The 13,516-nt window shown below is 55.1% G+C and carries 21 protein-coding genes and 2 tRNA genes; 4 read left to right on the forward strand and 19 right to left on the reverse strand.

Going from position 1 to position 13,516, the window contains the following annotated elements; all coding sequences use genetic code 11:
* Nucleotides 1–16: 16 nt before the first annotated feature.
* From FIU93_RS22460 to FIU93_RS22545, 18 genes are all read right to left on the reverse strand, one after another.
* Complete coding sequence (locus FIU93_RS22460) at nt 17–1,360, reverse strand: phage major capsid protein (protein ID WP_173017382.1); 1,344 nt, start codon at nt 1,358–1,360, stop codon at nt 17–19.
* A 43-nt stretch (nt 1,361–1,403) separates the two neighbouring features.
* Nucleotides 1,404–2,261 carry a head maturation protease, ClpP-related gene (locus FIU93_RS22465; protein ID WP_152506813.1) on the reverse strand — a complete coding sequence of 286 codons (858 nt, stop codon included), beginning with the start codon at nt 2,259–2,261 and terminating at the stop codon, nt 1,404–1,406.
* 3 nt (nt 2,262–2,264) lie between these two features.
* Nucleotides 2,265–3,497, reverse strand: a complete 1,233-nt coding sequence (locus FIU93_RS22470) for a phage portal protein (RefSeq protein WP_152506814.1) — start codon at nt 3,495–3,497, stop codon at nt 2,265–2,267.
* Nucleotides 3,497–3,682, reverse strand: a complete 186-nt coding sequence (locus FIU93_RS22475; protein WP_152506815.1) for a hypothetical protein — start codon at nt 3,680–3,682, stop codon at nt 3,497–3,499. Before FIU93_RS22475 ends, FIU93_RS22470 begins: the two co-directional genes overlap by 1 nt.
* Before the next feature lies 1 nt (nt 3,683).
* The gene (locus FIU93_RS22480) at nt 3,684–5,552 is read right to left on the reverse strand and encodes a terminase TerL endonuclease subunit (RefSeq protein ID WP_152506816.1); all 1,869 of its coding nucleotides are present in this window, start codon (nt 5,550–5,552) and stop codon (nt 3,684–3,686) included.
* Nucleotides 5,521–5,925 (reverse strand): hypothetical protein, encoded by a 405-nt coding sequence (locus tag FIU93_RS22485; protein WP_152506817.1) that lies wholly within the window; start codon nt 5,923–5,925, stop codon nt 5,521–5,523. The genes FIU93_RS22480 and FIU93_RS22485 overlap by 32 nt, the downstream gene beginning before the upstream one ends.
* A 244-nt stretch (nt 5,926–6,169) precedes the next feature.
* Entirely contained in the window at nt 6,170–6,451 is a 282-nt protein-coding gene (locus FIU93_RS22490; RefSeq protein ID WP_152506818.1) for an HNH endonuclease signature motif containing protein, read from the reverse strand.
* A gap of 18 nt (nt 6,452–6,469) precedes the next feature.
* Nucleotides 6,470–6,545, reverse strand: a tRNA-Pro gene (locus tag FIU93_RS22495).
* A 25-nt stretch (nt 6,546–6,570) separates the two neighbouring features.
* Nucleotides 6,571–6,646, reverse strand: a tRNA-Thr gene (locus FIU93_RS22500).
* A 7-nt stretch (nt 6,647–6,653) separates the two neighbouring features.
* A complete protein-coding gene (locus tag FIU93_RS22505) occupies nt 6,654–7,031 on the reverse strand; it encodes a hypothetical protein (protein WP_152506819.1) in 378 nt (125 codons plus the stop codon).
* A 706-nt stretch (nt 7,032–7,737) separates the two neighbouring features.
* Nucleotides 7,738–8,448, reverse strand: coding sequence for a hypothetical protein (locus FIU93_RS22510; RefSeq protein WP_152506820.1), 711 nt, complete (start codon nt 8,446–8,448; stop codon nt 7,738–7,740).
* Nucleotides 8,449–8,503: 55 nt separating this feature from the next.
* A complete protein-coding gene (locus tag FIU93_RS22515; RefSeq protein WP_152506821.1) occupies nt 8,504–8,704 on the reverse strand; it encodes a hypothetical protein in 201 nt (66 codons plus the stop codon).
* A gap of 38 nt (nt 8,705–8,742) precedes the next feature.
* The gene (locus tag FIU93_RS22520; protein ID WP_152506822.1) at nt 8,743–9,084 is read right to left on the reverse strand and encodes a hypothetical protein; all 342 of its coding nucleotides are present in this window, start codon (nt 9,082–9,084) and stop codon (nt 8,743–8,745) included.
* Nucleotides 9,085–9,274: 190 nt separating this feature from the next.
* Nucleotides 9,275–9,652, reverse strand: coding sequence for a hypothetical protein (locus FIU93_RS22525; RefSeq protein ID WP_152506823.1), 378 nt, complete (start codon nt 9,650–9,652; stop codon nt 9,275–9,277).
* Entirely contained in the window at nt 9,642–10,109 is a 468-nt protein-coding gene (locus tag FIU93_RS22530; RefSeq protein ID WP_152506824.1) for a VRR-NUC domain-containing protein, read from the reverse strand. The genes FIU93_RS22525 and FIU93_RS22530 overlap by 11 nt, the downstream gene beginning before the upstream one ends.
* Nucleotides 10,110–10,211: 102 nt before the next feature.
* On the reverse strand, nt 10,212–10,517 hold the full coding sequence (locus FIU93_RS22535; protein ID WP_152506825.1) for a hypothetical protein: 306 nt from the start codon (nt 10,515–10,517) through the stop codon (nt 10,212–10,214).
* Complete coding sequence (locus tag FIU93_RS22540; RefSeq protein WP_152506826.1) at nt 10,514–10,798, reverse strand: hypothetical protein; 285 nt, start codon at nt 10,796–10,798, stop codon at nt 10,514–10,516. Before FIU93_RS22540 ends, FIU93_RS22535 begins: the two co-directional genes overlap by 4 nt.
* Nucleotides 10,798–11,193 (reverse strand): hypothetical protein, encoded by a 396-nt coding sequence (locus FIU93_RS22545; protein WP_152506827.1) that lies wholly within the window; start codon nt 11,191–11,193, stop codon nt 10,798–10,800. The genes FIU93_RS22540 and FIU93_RS22545 overlap by 1 nt, the downstream gene beginning before the upstream one ends.
* Before the next feature lie 597 nt (nt 11,194–11,790).
* On the opposite strand from FIU93_RS22545, the gene FIU93_RS22550 reads away from it, so the two are divergent.
* Complete coding sequence (locus FIU93_RS22550; RefSeq protein WP_152506828.1) at nt 11,791–12,027, forward strand: hypothetical protein; 237 nt, start codon at nt 11,791–11,793, stop codon at nt 12,025–12,027.
* Between the two features lie 27 nt (nt 12,028–12,054).
* Here the strand turns inward: FIU93_RS22550 and FIU93_RS22555 are convergent, their stop codons facing one another.
* Nucleotides 12,055–12,285 (reverse strand): hypothetical protein, encoded by a 231-nt coding sequence (locus FIU93_RS22555; protein ID WP_152506829.1) that lies wholly within the window; start codon nt 12,283–12,285, stop codon nt 12,055–12,057.
* Between the two features lie 151 nt (nt 12,286–12,436).
* Here FIU93_RS22555 and FIU93_RS22560 point away from each other — a divergent pair, with 151 nt between their 5' ends.
* The 3 genes from FIU93_RS22560 (at nt 12,437) to FIU93_RS31485 (ending at nt 13,321) form a co-directional block, all read left to right on the forward strand.
* Nucleotides 12,437–12,646 carry a hypothetical protein gene (locus tag FIU93_RS22560; RefSeq protein ID WP_152506830.1) on the forward strand — a complete coding sequence of 70 codons (210 nt, stop codon included), beginning with the start codon at nt 12,437–12,439 and terminating at the stop codon, nt 12,644–12,646.
* A gap of 231 nt (nt 12,647–12,877) precedes the next feature.
* A complete protein-coding gene (locus FIU93_RS22565) occupies nt 12,878–13,069 on the forward strand; it encodes a hypothetical protein (protein WP_152506831.1) in 192 nt (63 codons plus the stop codon).
* 81 nt (nt 13,070–13,150) lie between these two features.
* Entirely contained in the window at nt 13,151–13,321 is a 171-nt protein-coding gene (locus tag FIU93_RS31485) for a hypothetical protein (RefSeq protein WP_173017383.1), read from the forward strand.
* The last annotated feature ends 195 nt before the right edge of the window (nt 13,322–13,516 follow it).

Consider the following 13,516-nt stretch of genomic DNA (forward strand, 5'->3'; position numbering starts at 1 on the left):
TGAGTCTTGGGACTGCTTACGAAGAAGCGATCTTCTGCAGCTTGACAGCTTCGAAGTTCACCACAGCACCACCGACGCGACGACGCGTGTAGTACTTGGTGTAAGGCTTCGCGGTATACGGATCGCGGAGCAGCGTGATGCCCAGGCGATCAACGATCGTGTAGGCACGCTCAAAGTCGCCGAACGCCATTGCGAGCGCGTTAGCTGCGATGGTCGGCATGTCTTCGGCGCGAGTGACTTCGTAGCCAAGCAGGGTAGCCGGCTGACCATTGCGCACGTCGCCCATCTGCCACAGGTAGTTGCCCTGGCCATCCTTGAGCTTCATGACGTCGCGCACGGTCGTGCGTTTCATCATGAACCGTGCGTTCATGGTGTAGAAGTCCTTCAGGCTGAACACCAGGTCGTAGACGCCGTCAGATGTGACGGTGGTGGCGCCACCGGAAACGATCTGTTCAATCTGCCCGTTGCTTGTGCCGGCATCGTAGGTCAGGAGACCGCGAGGCTTGTTGACGCCGTTGCCGTTAAAGAATGCGGCAGCCTCGACGCGACCGAAGCGCTCACCAACCTTGCGATTGATCCAGCCATCGACGTCAAACCCACCGTCTTCCAGCATCTGCTGGGTAACGCGAGGCTCGGCGTACATCTCATGAACCGCGATCTTCGATTCACCGAACTGCGAAGTCATGGTTTCAGACGGAGCCTCGGTTTCGCCAATCCAGCCATAACCGAACTCGCCTTCATCGCGAGGGATGATCAGCTCTTTGCCGGAGATGGATTCAACGGTCGCATAGGCGCGCAGATTGGAAGTCTCGTAGACCTTCTCGATGATGCGACTGGAGGACTCGGTCGGCACCATATAGCCGCCATCTGGATCCGAGCCGGTGGACAGTGCGGCCTTGATGTCGGTGCTCCGACCCTCGCGTGCACGCAGGTAGGAGGCGTAAGCCTTCTTGTACTCCGCGTATGCTTCCAGGTCCGGAACGATCTCAGCGTCGTAGGTCAGCTTGTTGTCGCCAACCAGGAGCGCTTTGTGCCAGTCATAGGCAGCAGAGGCTTCCTTGGTTGCGTCTTCGCCAGACCAACCACCGCCGACGCGCTTCATAGCCGCCTCAAGGTCGCTAATTCCGTCCTCAACCGCCTTTAGGCCGGTTTCCAGGACGTTGGTCTTTTCTTCGATCGATGCGGAGAACTTGTTGATCTTTTCATCGACAATCGGATCGACATTTTTGCCGGCCGCGTCGAGTTCGGAGCGCATGTTTTCAAGTTCGCGCTTGGTTTCGTCCTGCAGCGCCTTGAAGTTGTCACCATGCTTTTTGATGTCAGCCGAGATCTGCTCGACGACCTTATCGTCAATTGGCAATGTATTTTCCTGTGGTGGAGTCGGTGCTTGGTGGGCACCTGGTTTAGATCGTGGCGAGCTCGCGAGCCGCAGCTGCCAGTTTGCTAAGGTCGACGCCAGCGTCTTGCGTGGTGTCATCTGCGTCGCTTGACGCCTTCAGGACGCGCTTAAGCGCGCGAACCTTGGAACGCGAATAGCCAGCGTCTTGCATGACCAGCCGTTCCCAGTCTCGCTCCGTCTCGGGATCGAAGCTGTCATCGGATGGCCATTTCAGCGCATCCGGCACAGACCCGAAAACCGAGAGGTCGAATTTTGCTTTTGCGCCGTCGTCGGCGACTTTGATTTCCTTGTCTGCAAAACCGAACTCAATCGCCTCTTTGGCTGTGAGCCAGGTTTCATCGTCCATCATTTGCTTGATGGATCGAATTCCGGTTGAGGTGCGCGAGACGTAAGTTCTTGCAAGAGCATCATCGATCTTCGCAAGGACGCCGGCCAGCTCTTCGAAATCGTGGCGATTTCCAAGGCCGATCGTCCAGGCGTTGTGCACCATGAAAAACGCGTTCGGCGCGATCGTGATTTCGTCACCAGCCATCGCAATGATGGATGCGATCGACGCGGCAATGCCCGTGACTTCGACGCGTACGTTTCCATCGTGCGCGACAAGATCGTTGTACATGGCAATGCCATCAAAAACGTCACCGCCAGGACTGTTCACTCGAAGAACAATGTCACCGGCACCGCGCAGGGATTCCCGAAATCGTTTTGCGTTGACGCCCCAGTATCCAATCTCGTCGTAGAGATCGATCTGGGTCTCCCCGCCTTCATTTCTTTTGGTTCCGGCACCAAATTTTGTGCCAACGGAACGCGCGAAAAAGCGCTCCCGACGATCGCCGAGAGGCGCAGTGAAATCAATTTTGTCCATAAATTATCCCTGCGCGGCGGCCGGCGTTCCCTCTGTTGGGGGGAACATGTTCGTTGGACGCCAATATTCGTCGCCGCCCTCCCTCGGATTCATGTTCTCAAGAGAGCGAACTTCGTTCGGGCTTCGAATTCCGTTTTGAATTTGCTGTGCGTAGCCTTCCATGCGGCTCTTGAAATCGCCGCGAAGCAATGCGTCTGGAAGGAATTCACAGAAATAGCCTTCGGCTCGCTCTCTTGCTGTCAAGAGATCACGGTTCGCCGCGGACGCGATGCGCACCAGCCACGGCATCAGGCAGTGCATGACGTACTCGAGCGATTGATGCTCGATGTTGTTGTTCGTGGATCTGTCCAGGTCGCCGATCATGTGCAGCGGCACACGAAACACGCCGGCAATCTCGGAGCGCTGGAATTTGCGCGTATCAAGGAACTGTGCATCGTCTGGATTGATCGACAGCGCGACCCATTCCATCCCCTCTTCCAGCACCAGTGGTCGGCTGCTGTTGGCCAAGCCGCCGTACTTCTCCTCGAACTGCTCCCGCAGCGCCTGCGTGGCCTCTGGACCAATCGCGCTGGGATGCTTGAGCACGCCAGAAGGTTTTACGCCGTTCTTGTAGAGATGAGACCCGAATTTCTCCGCAGCCAGGCCAAGCCCAATTGCATTCCTGGCAAGGGAGATGATCGACTGACCCTTGTATCCGATCGGCATTGGGCCGCGGATATGGTGGATCTCATTCGACTTCAGCATACGCCGACTATTGTCTGGCATGATCGCAGAGTAGACAGGCGACCAATCGACATCTTGCTTGATTTCGACAGCATCGGGATTAAGGGGTACAAGTCCCCTCACCCTGTCCTTATTGTCGCGATTGATATAGGCATACGCATTCCCACGAGTGGCGAGGTTGACCATCTGGCCTTCCTTGTACTCGTAAGCCGTATTCCAGCCGTTCGCTTTGTCGTGGAGAACCTGATAGAGCGGATGGCCATCCGCTCTATCTTTACCGCCATCACTTCGCGTCTTGTAGAGCATCAGCGGCAGCTGAGCGACGCTTTCCGAAAGCACACGCACGCAGCTCAAAGCCGTCGTGTAGCGCATCGCGCTTTCCGGAGACACTGCAACACCGGTATCACTCTCCGGGCCACTGAACATGGCCTGGTATAGCTCTTTGGATGTCGTGATGTTGTCTTTTGTGATGGCGTCTTTCGTGCTTAAAATAAGATCAAAAAGCCCTGCCATCAACTCCCCGCAATCATCGGCGCGATGTACGCGGCAAGCGCGATCGAACCAAACACGAGGTAGCCCATCGGTTCATAAACCAGCCAGGCGCCGTAAGTCACCGACGCCACGCCGGCAAGGGCGGTCAGGTCGCGAGCAACTGCGCGGCAGAAACTGACAAATTTGTTCATTTGCGTATTCTTCATGCTAGATCTCAGTGAACCGCGGCCGTTTTTTGTAGAGGGAGTCGTGCTGAGATTCAGCGCTGTCGACAGCCGCTCCAACCGCCATTGCCAAAGCAACGGCGCAGTCAATCCTGACCGACGCCTTCTGTTTGACGAACCACCTGTTGTCCTGAGGATCGTGATCGAAAGTCGCGCCCATCATCGCGGTCATGAGTACCGGGCTGCGGCGCAACCGGATCCTGCCGTCGATGATCATGTTCTCAAGCTCGGAGACGCTTCCAGGCATCCAGAGCCCTAGGGGGGCTTTTTTACCGGCCTTGCGGGCCGCCTCGACTTTTTCGTCTGATGGCTTCGCCCTGACCCTGCCACCCTGTGGATGCGGCACGTGCTCCAACGTCAATCCGAGATTTTCAATCTCAACCCGAAAAGCATCGTACGCGTATTTATCGTATGCGATGCACTGGATATCGAAAATCTGATCCAGGTGCTGAACATGAGCCGCGACGAAGTCATTCCGGATCCGCGGCCCTGGCGGCGCATTCAGCCAGCCCTCTGCCACCCACTGCTCATACGGAGCCTTGTCTTGTCTGGCGCGCTCGGAAAGAGTGTCCCTCGGTGTCCAGGCGTCTACCCACGCATCGAACGTAGGCAACATGACGGTGGAACCGTCTTCCTTGACCATTTCCTTGAAGCCGGTCTGGATCACGCCGGCCAATGCCGTCATATCCTTCGAGCCGGAAAGGTCACAACCGAGAAAGAGCTTCTTGTCGCGGTGCTCGACCTCTGGATCGAACTCCTCCATAACGCCTTCGATCGTCGATCGCGGCATCCAAGCCTTGTCGCTATCCGTCCAGACGCAGAAATGCAGCCGGAGAATGCCGTTCAGCTTTCCCGGAATCTGCCTCGCCTGCGCCACAACACCTTCGAGATAATCGAAGGTCAGAATGACGCCGAGCAGCGGATTGGCCTTTACCCAACAGGATGGGTCTGTGAGCGGATCGTCGTCCTTATCAAGGGCGCACACATAGGAGAACGTGCTGTCGTCGAGGATTTCTCCAACGTAGGTGAAATCATCATCGGGCTCACTCGTGCCAGCTGCGACACGAACAGCATGTTCGTGCTCTTCCCAGCAGACCGTGTTTCGATCGCTGCCGCTGTTCGTGATCATCAAAAGCAGCGGCTGCCGGCGAAACTTGAACCCGCGCTCGAGCATTTCCATCACGTCGCGGTTCGGGTGTTCGTGCACCTCATCGCAAAGCGCGAAATGCGGGCGGAGACCAGAGCCTGTCTTCCCTGCCTCTTTCGACAGAGTGCGGAAGAACGAAGCAGACTTCAGGTGAGCGAGATTGTATTCCCTGCCCGGCCCGCCGCTCGGGTTCGTTCTGCTGACAAGTGCGGGTGACTTGCCGCGCATCTTGATCGCATCGCGGAAAAGAATATTTGCCTGATCTTTTGTGGCCGCCGCGGCGAAGATTTGTGCGCCTGGCTCGCCGTCAGCGGTTAGACCGTAGAGGCCGACCCCACCAGCAAAAGGCGACTTCCCGTTACCTTTTCCCTCTTCGATGTAAGCACGTCGAAATCGACGAGATCCATCTTGACGCTTCCAGCCAAATAGAGAGCCAAGCTTAAACGCCTGAACCGGCGCAAGATTGAATGGAACACCTTCAAACTGTCCTTCGCTGAGCTTTAGGCCGCGCTCGAAAAAATTGAAAACGTGCTGGGCCGCGCCATCGTCGAACCAAAGCCCGCGCTCGTGACCTTTTTCCAGGTCGTCGAAATGTCTGCGGCAAGCGTTTCGCACATGCGGACCCGCAACGATTTCGCCATCTAGGACGGCGCGAGCATAATCGTTTACTCGTTCAAGCGCCGTCCCGCTTGAAGAGTTCTTCATCTGGGTCGTCGTCACCTGTGTCAGGTAGTGTGATTTTCGAGGCGTCGGCCGGAGTAGCACCCATCTGGCCAAGCATCTGGCGTAAGAGATTGAGGGCCTGAACGCCGACTTCCTGCCCCGTCATGACTCGGCCCTGCAGAGTGGATGCCATACCGACAAGCATGCGGTGCGAACCGTTCAGCCATGGCATTTCCTTTTGAAACAGCTTCCACGCCGATCGAGCCTTACAGGTGGCTGTGTCCTTCAACCAAGCCGGAGGAGCCCCGAGAGGCGAGTCAATTCCGACTTCCTTCCGATCCTTGAATCGGCCTGGGTTCATCTTGTCCGACGCCTCGACCGCAGCCTTGGCGCGCGGCTTTCTGGGGCGCGGCATAGAAAAACTCCTATTTCACCACAAGTTGGGGTCATATTATGAATTGCAGATGCGTGCAGAACGGGACCGCGCCGGTCCTAGGATGGGCGATCCCCAAGGATCGAATCCCCCCCCCTACGCCAAAACCTTCAATGATATCAAAGTTCTACAAATTTGTCAAGCGATATCTTTGAAAAAATGATCTTTTTTCTAATTTTTTTTGGTTTATTTTGCTATTGACTTTTCTTGATCCGCTCATCAAGAGCTAGGCCAATGGCCAGCCATCCGCACCAAATACGATCACGTCTTGCCCTGCCTCCTCGCGCTGCTTGCGCTTGTTGTGGCATGGTGAGCAGAGGGATTGGAGATTGAGTGGGTCAGTGAACAGCTTCATGTCGCCACGATGTGGCGTGATGTGGTCGACAGTGTCGGCCGCTGTTACCTCTTCGCTTTCCAGGCAGTACTCGCACAACGGCTGCTTGATCAGCTGCCTGCTTCTAAGCCTGCGCCACACAGCCAGCTTGTATAGGTGTGTGTGCTTGCCCATGCGCTACCCTGTGTGGATTGGTCAGCGTAGCAGGGCTCGAACCTGCGGCCTCCGGTTCCCAAAACCGGCGCTCTCCCTTCTGAGCTACACGCTGTAACCGGATACGGTAGGCCGAGATGTGGAGCCGGCAGCAAGAGTTGAACTTGCGACCCGCTGTTTACAAGACAGCCGCTCTGGCCACTGAGCTATACCGGCATTAGGATTAGTGCAATGTGGGCTCGATCTGCCCACAGAACCAACCAAAGCTCTTAGCTGTACGCCTTCTGTGGCAGTTGGCACATCTAACATCGCATTTTTCAATTTCAGCCAACACCTTACCAGCGGCGTATCCGCTGCTTACGCAATCTGAAATATTGAAAAGCTTATTTTCGTCGTCTCTATGATCGAACTCAAGGACTGTTGGGTCACTCTCGCCGCAATCGATACAAGGGTTTTGTTTTAGGTAATCCCATATAAGCGATCTTATTTTTATTGCGGCTTTCTTTTTGTGGGCCATGGCCCTTTCTTTGTACACGCTTTTGTTTGCTCGATAATGAGCCCTACCATATGCTCTTCTGGCTTCAATGTCGGCGTGTGCCATAAAGAATTCCTTCGACTACATTAGTCAGGACACATAATTGCTGCCTCGCTCAACCGGTGAAAGGATAAGCCGGGAGCGAGGCCACCAGGCTGCGATTATCGCGCCACAGTGATCGAACAAGCTGCGGATGTACACGCGAGCCTTAGCTGGCGTTTGCTATACCTGCCGCAGTCAGGCTCCAGCCGCGTTAACTCCACAAGACAAGCGACTGCCTTTGTGGTTGGCTGCGCACACGCATGACCCAGACGTTCGCTGCCTGATCCGGTCAGAGGAGTAGTGCGGCACTATTTTGTTACCAGCGACGTGATCCAGCCTTTACACGGATACGCGGCTTCGCTCCGCAATAGACCTCGCGGACAAACTGCTTGATGTTTTTTGGAATAATGTAGCCGCCGTTCGCATCACAAGCGGCCTGCATCCGTTCACATTTGCAAAGACCATCAGCGCCTCTGCCTGTGCAAAAACACTGCTGAGACCGCCTGAGTTCTTTGCACAATTTGTCTAGAGGATTACGCGAAACAAGCGGAACAACGCGCGAGTCCTTGTAAGTCGGATCGACCAGACACATTGTTTTTTCCCTTTCAGAATTCCGTAGCGCCACCATTGGCAGCGCTAAAGAGAAGCATCACCGTCCGTTGGCCATTATGACTTCGGCGCGTCGGTAGAACCTACTTCCTATATAACCAACGACGGGAGACGGTTTGACCTATAGGGCACCACGCAAATCATCCCGCGAGACGTTCCCGGCAAAGTCTCTAACTCGAACCAAACCAAGGTGTGCGACAGCCTGAGCCGCCCCTCTTGCGCCGGCCTCGTTACCGACCCCCATGCGCCTGCCCGCTTGTTCGTACGTCAAGCCATCGCACACCATCTCTTCGAAAGGCCCCAGAATTGGCCCCAGAAGCTGCTCTAGACGCGGATAAAGCCTTTCGGCGTCCATCCTGTCATTTACCGCACGATCACCACTCCACGCCCCTTGTATCGGCGCCTTGATGTCATCTGGATTGGTTTTGTCGTCGGCCTTGGTCGTTCTAGTTCCGCAGTTGACCTTTGCTCCAGAAGCCTTGCTTTGTCGGATGTCGGCTTGAACAATCTCGCCGTTTCGGCGAATACGCGTCTCACGATCGATCATGACCTCTCGCATATCAACGCTGCCACCACCGCCAATCAGTGGATTGCTGTGTGCCTGAGCCTCTACCTTGCGATAGAACATGGCCGCTTTCAGGAGCTCTTGATTGCCCTCACGAATGAGGGCCGTTGCAAGTGGCCAATTGATGTTGTTTGCTGAGCTTTTGCCGTCCCAGTCATCACCGATCGACTGGCGCTTCTTGATCTTCCTGGCCGCTTTCGTGACCGCTTTGGATTCTTCTTTTTTGCGCTGCGCTTGCTGCGCCTCGCTGAGTGCTACTGATGACACTGCGATTCCCCGATTGGTTTCTCGCTATGTATACCATTTCTACAAATTTGTCAAGCTAAACACGAGGTAATATGCCGTATGACGAATAGACGGTTTCGGGAATAGGTTCCGGCTCCGGCTCGAACCGTTCCGCGAGGTTGAGCAACAGGTTTGCGATCTGGACCGCATCGTCCACCGGGATCTGATTGTGAGACCGGTAGAGCAGCTTGTTGGCCATCTCGTGGGCCTGTTTCGTCAGGTCTTCTGTGGTGTACATCACTGGCCTGCTAATTAAGGAAAAGGCGGTTTCGTTTATTAAGATGCCTGCGGTGGATCCATAACCACGTCCGCTGGGTGGCTGAAAAGGGACTGCTCGCCGTCTTCGCGGGCAAACCTGATGTAACCGTTCGGGTTCGGGTAGACGCCGGTCACGAGATAGGCAGGCTCGCCGCCAACCGTGATCCGCTTTCCGAAGTCGTCAGGCTCTTGCGCTCGACGCGCAGCAGCGATTTTCAGGAACTCTTTGAACGGCACGTCGTAGGCATGACTGTAATCACGCCAGGCAGCGGCAATAGCCTTCCCGCGAGACGCTGCGGCATAGTTCACGTCGGCGAAGCCAACGACCTGGACTCGGTACAGCTTCAAACGAAAGGTCATGCCGGCATCACCGAAACGCGTTCCCAAACCCCTACCACGTCCTTGGCCCCGCAATAATCACACTGGCTCGAACTGCGCACGTATCGCTCCCAATAAGGCTGCAGCCAGACACAGTTTTCTCCATCGTCCACGTGTGTCGGAAACCAGGCAAAATGCCTCTGCCACTGCGGGCTGTATTCGCTTGGCCAAATCATCCAGACCATCCATTGCTCAGCAAAACATTGTCCCGCGGATATGCACCATTTGTGGTGTCGATCCAGGTGTTGCCCTTGGCGTCCTCGAAAACACGCATGGCCTCGAAGTAGCCATCTTTTGTCCAGATCACGTCGCCGGCCTCGATTGGGAACTGCACGGTAATGCTGGCAGGTTCGCCTGGCTTGAACTCGATATTTGAAACATCGCACTCAATTTGGCTTCCATCCGGGAAGCAAGCCGTGAGGGTCTTGCGACCTGCGCCGAAACACTGCCAACCTTCGTCGGTGACTTCCACCTGTTTAAGGTCACGAGTAAGGGCTATACCGTTGTTTGGCGGCACTGCCCATGGAGCTGTTTTTTTGTCAGGATACATCACATTCCTCCAACCATTTCTCAACCAGAGCCACGGCCTGGGCCGCGGCATCTTCCTCTGTGACTGCCCGCACCACTTCAACGCGATGCCCGATCGCTTCAAGCATGGGGTGACGTCTCTGCTGGCTCTTTGTCAGCCCGGCCTTACCGACCTTGTTCTCGATGAGTCCTATGCGTTGGCGCGGCAGGTAGATCCGAACATCGGCCTCGCCTGCCTCCATGCCTGCCGCTATTGCTTGCACCTGGGCCTTTGCCCCGCGTTTGCTGGCGTTTTGATCCCCGGCCGTCAGGAAACGCTTGCCGTAATCCGGATGGGCCTTCAGGGCTCGGATCTGGGAGGCTTGAAGCTCCCATTCCTCCGGCAACGCGTCTTTGACAGAAACCTTGCCTTTCGCGCTGGTGCGAATAACCACCCGCTTGCCTGCGATGCGCGTGGTCTGCTGGCTTGCGCTAGCCACCGCTGTAGCGCTCGGTGTAGGTGGAATAGCGACCCTGGCCGTCCCAGGAATTGTAGCGGACATAGCTGACGCCTTGCCACGTGAAGTAGGTCACGCTGGTTTTCATAACGCGTCCCTCTGCTGAGCATCTGCGATGTCGACGAAGTGGTTCCACAACCCGGTGATGATGTCGGCATGGACGCTGGAATTCGGGCTTGTCCCTGTGTGACACAGGACCGTTGCCGTGCCGCTCAAGTAAACGCCATGCAAATACCTGTCGCCTTCCGTTCCGAAGGACTCGCGTGTGATGCGAAGTGTGTTTGCGAAGTCTTTCACGTGCATCTCGTCGGTCTGCTCATGCGTTCGCCCATGCTCGACCTTGCCGATTGCGAGGAGTTGCTCAGCGATGTGATCCGGGAGTCTGGTCATGCCGCACCTTTTTGCTCTTTCACTGGATCGCACATAAGGGCATAGCTGTCGCCGGACCAATTGTGCTCCTGCAGGAATCCGGCAATTCCGTCCTTGTGCTCCGTCGCAATTGCGATCAGCTCAGCAAGCCATGTGATCGGAATATCCGCGTTGTGGACAATCACACAGGAATGGCCAACTATGAGATGGGTATTGCCTTCCCATGTTTCCTCGATTTCGAAGAAAGAGCCGCCGCGCGCACCCTCCCCGCTAAACCTGTTCGGGCATTTGTGTTTCGCCATCAGTCGTCCTTCGGATCCGTGAATGTGAGCCCGCCGTCTACCTGCCTCGCGAATTCCGGGACATCCCAGCTCCGCTCGTCATCCTCCGGGATTTCCAGCCAGGTAAACCATTCCTCTTTGTGCTCGACGGGAACGACATAGTCGTGCCCGCTGTTGTCGCCCGCGAGGAAGTAACGGGTTGGAGGCGCCGCAGGCTCGATGAGAATGAGTTCGTTCGTGAATGCCCACGGACCGTCGTCACCCACAACTTGAGCCCCGTCCTCCATCCGAATTCCAGATCCCGGTTTCATTCGTGCCGAGCGCTCTTCGATGTAGTCGATGATGTAACTCGTGAACCTGGTCCCCCAGGTCACGCGATCGCCGACCCTGAACTCGTGCTTGCTCGAATCTTCCATGGATGCCTCGTGGTGGTTTTTGCTGGTGGAAAGGTGTGTATATCATTTCTACAAATTTGTCAAGGCGCGTGTGCGGCAGGCGGGAGGCCGAGCGGCCGGCACATGGCTGGTGAGAGTTGACGGCCTTCAATCAGTCGGCTGTCCGCTTTCGGCTGGCCGCTATTTCGATTTGCGCAATTCTCGCGTCTCAAATCCTATCTTTCTAACACCCCTGCTAAATTATATTGCGAACATCAGTGCGCACCAAAGTATGCGCATGAAATTCGCATATATTTTCGCAGGTATGTAGAGGTGTCTCCTGGGCCTATTTGCGCAATTCGAAATGCGCAAATTTGATAGAAATGCGCAAGAAGTGCGCAGCCATAAAATGGCGGCTATGCGGGTGGCTGTGAGAACTGCGCAGGCAGGCGTTGAAAAACAACGGAAAATCCTGCGCAAGTATTGTTTTTGCTGGACTTTCGCACTTTCGCAGATCACCTAACCGCCAACCCTGGCGCACAACACAAAGTCTGTGGGGTATAAGTGCCATCATTGGCACGTTGCAATTCTCCGCGCCTGCTGTAAGTTAGAACAAAACAGGTACAAAGAGGTTGCGGCATGGCCCGGAGACGCGGACACATAGACACCCAGAAAGCCCTGGAAGGCCTGCGCAAGGGGCGTGAGAGCGCGATACAGGTGTGCAGCACGGCTCGCATAGGCTCTCCGCCCTACAGGCTCGCCACAGCGACGCTTGAGGCCATCGACGATCTCGTGGGCGAACTCACGGGCGATCGGGAATATCTGTGGTCCAGCGCAGCAAAAACCCCGCCTCGGGAGCGAAGCGGGGTTGGTTAGGTTTTGGGTTGGCTTGTGCGCAATTGCTCACGCATATGTCGCCCTGATTTCTAAAAGCTTCTGCTTGCCGAACTCGATGTCAGCGAGGCGATCGGTATGGTTGGAGCAATTCGCGTAGCCCGGAACAGGCCGAACACTCTCTTCGGCGCGCTTGATGAACTCGCGCGTCAGGGTAATCATCGAACCCCAATTAAGGACACCAGCATCAACCTTTGCCTTGCTGGCTGCGAGAAGAGCTTTAAACTTGGTGCGTGTCATTTCCGTATCTCCTGTGGTGTTGCGCTTAGACTGACACCATCTGACAAATTTGTCAAACAATAAATGTACAAGATTTTTGTATTTTTGTTGTTGACTCAGATCTGACAAATTTGTATAACGGGTCATCAGCAAGGGAGATACGGAAATGAACATGGAACAGATCAAGGCAGAACGCGCAGAGGAACTCAAGAATGAGTTGGCCGCAATCGACCAGGAAGACACCTTTGCGCAGTATTGGGCGCAATCTCCGTCTGCTTCCGTCATCCGTGACTATAAAGCGGGTCGTACCGTGGAAATCAAAGCTCGCCGCATTCGCAACCGCAAAAATCGTGAGGCTCTTTCTCGTGCTCGTAAAATTTAATCACCCATTTAGAGCCCGGCGGAATCATACCTTGCCGGGCTTCTCGTATCATAAAGGCTTTACACGCCTTCAAAACAACGGAACACCTATTGCGCCAGCAGCAATAGCTTCCCTGCTTCGACACGCAGCAGAGCATCGGCATCTCCCAATGCATCACAAAATTTACATGGACAAGGTGAGAGCCGTTCGGAAATACGGATCTTGGATAGATTCGAGGGGGAAATACGTTGCATGACTCCCGCATCCTTCACCGCGTGGCTCGCCGAAATGAAATCCTCGGGCCACGCAAAAACAGACAGGGATATCGCAGCGCTGCTTGGAGTGTCTGCAAATAGCGTGGTCAATATGAAGCGCAACGGCGCCGATAAGCGCACAGCTCTGGCATGCACCGCCCTGCTCCACGGATTGCCGGCCTATGAATGAAAATACAAAATTCTTGTATTTTCTATTTGACATTGGTTTGACAAATTTGTATAACTAAATCATCGAAAGGGAGACGTGGAAATGACCAACATCAAATCAGCTACACTCAAAAGGAATGATAAAGAACTTGAGATCTTCGTCGGTGAGCTGGAAGAAAACTCCCGTGGAGAGCCGCGCTATGTGGCGAGCAAGCAGCCCGATATGAAGTACGTATTCTACGCAGATCCTGAGTACGTGACCATCAATGAGTGATATCACGAAAGACGCCATGTACTGGGCCAATGTTGGTGATAACCGAGTTGGTCCTCTCATGAGAGAGTTGATCGAGGCGCTTGCCGAGAGTGATGACCCGCATTTCGTGCGCCAAATCTCTCGACGTATACAGCTTCTTTCCAGCTCTCTAAACTCAATGGCGCACAAGATGGCGAAGTCCCATGATCGCGAGTC

Source organism: Labrenzia sp. THAF35, assembly GCF_009363595.1.
Lineage (GTDB): Bacteria > Pseudomonadota > Alphaproteobacteria > Rhizobiales > Stappiaceae > Roseibium > Roseibium algicola.

What these genes read in the sequence shown, in the direction of transcription:
- FIU93_RS22465 (WP_152506813.1), bottom strand. Translation starts at nt 2,261, where the DNA reads ATGGACAAAATTGATTTCACTGCGCCTCTCGGCGATCGTCGGGAGCGC.
- FIU93_RS22470 (WP_152506814.1), bottom strand. Translation starts at nt 3,497, where the DNA reads ATGGCAGGGCTTTTTGATCTTATTTTAAGCACGAAAGACGCCATCACA.
- FIU93_RS22475 (WP_152506815.1), bottom strand. Translation starts at nt 3,682, where the DNA reads ATGAAGAATACGCAAATGAACAAATTTGTCAGTTTCTGCCGCGCAGTT.
- FIU93_RS22480 (WP_152506816.1), bottom strand. Translation starts at nt 5,552, where the DNA reads ATGAAGAACTCTTCAAGCGGGACGGCGCTTGAACGAGTAAACGATTAT.
- FIU93_RS22485 (WP_152506817.1), bottom strand. Translation starts at nt 5,925, where the DNA reads ATGCCGCGCCCCAGAAAGCCGCGCGCCAAGGCTGCGGTCGAGGCGTCG.
- FIU93_RS22490 (WP_152506818.1), bottom strand. Translation starts at nt 6,451, where the DNA reads ATGGGCAAGCACACACACCTATACAAGCTGGCTGTGTGGCGCAGGCTT.
- FIU93_RS22505 (WP_152506819.1), bottom strand. Translation starts at nt 7,031, where the DNA reads ATGGCACACGCCGACATTGAAGCCAGAAGAGCATATGGTAGGGCTCAT.
- FIU93_RS22515 (WP_152506821.1), bottom strand. Translation starts at nt 8,704, where the DNA reads ATGTACACCACAGAAGACCTGACGAAACAGGCCCACGAGATGGCCAAC.
- FIU93_RS22520 (WP_152506822.1), bottom strand. Translation starts at nt 9,084, where the DNA reads ATGACCTTTCGTTTGAAGCTGTACCGAGTCCAGGTCGTTGGCTTCGCC.
- FIU93_RS22525 (WP_152506823.1), bottom strand. Translation starts at nt 9,652, where the DNA reads ATGTATCCTGACAAAAAAACAGCTCCATGGGCAGTGCCGCCAAACAAC.
- FIU93_RS22535 (WP_152506825.1), bottom strand. Translation starts at nt 10,517, where the DNA reads ATGACCAGACTCCCGGATCACATCGCTGAGCAACTCCTCGCAATCGGC.
- FIU93_RS22540 (WP_152506826.1), bottom strand. Translation starts at nt 10,798, where the DNA reads ATGGCGAAACACAAATGCCCGAACAGGTTTAGCGGGGAGGGTGCGCGC.
- FIU93_RS22545 (WP_152506827.1), bottom strand. Translation starts at nt 11,193, where the DNA reads ATGGAAGATTCGAGCAAGCACGAGTTCAGGGTCGGCGATCGCGTGACC.
- FIU93_RS22550 (WP_152506828.1), top strand. Translation starts at nt 11,791, where the DNA reads ATGGCCCGGAGACGCGGACACATAGACACCCAGAAAGCCCTGGAAGGC.
- FIU93_RS22555 (WP_152506829.1), bottom strand. Translation starts at nt 12,285, where the DNA reads ATGACACGCACCAAGTTTAAAGCTCTTCTCGCAGCCAGCAAGGCAAAG.
- FIU93_RS22560 (WP_152506830.1), top strand. Translation starts at nt 12,437, where the DNA reads ATGGAACAGATCAAGGCAGAACGCGCAGAGGAACTCAAGAATGAGTTG.
- FIU93_RS22565 (WP_152506831.1), top strand. Translation starts at nt 12,878, where the DNA reads ATGACTCCCGCATCCTTCACCGCGTGGCTCGCCGAAATGAAATCCTCG.
- FIU93_RS31485 (WP_173017383.1), top strand. Translation starts at nt 13,151, where the DNA reads ATGACCAACATCAAATCAGCTACACTCAAAAGGAATGATAAAGAACTT.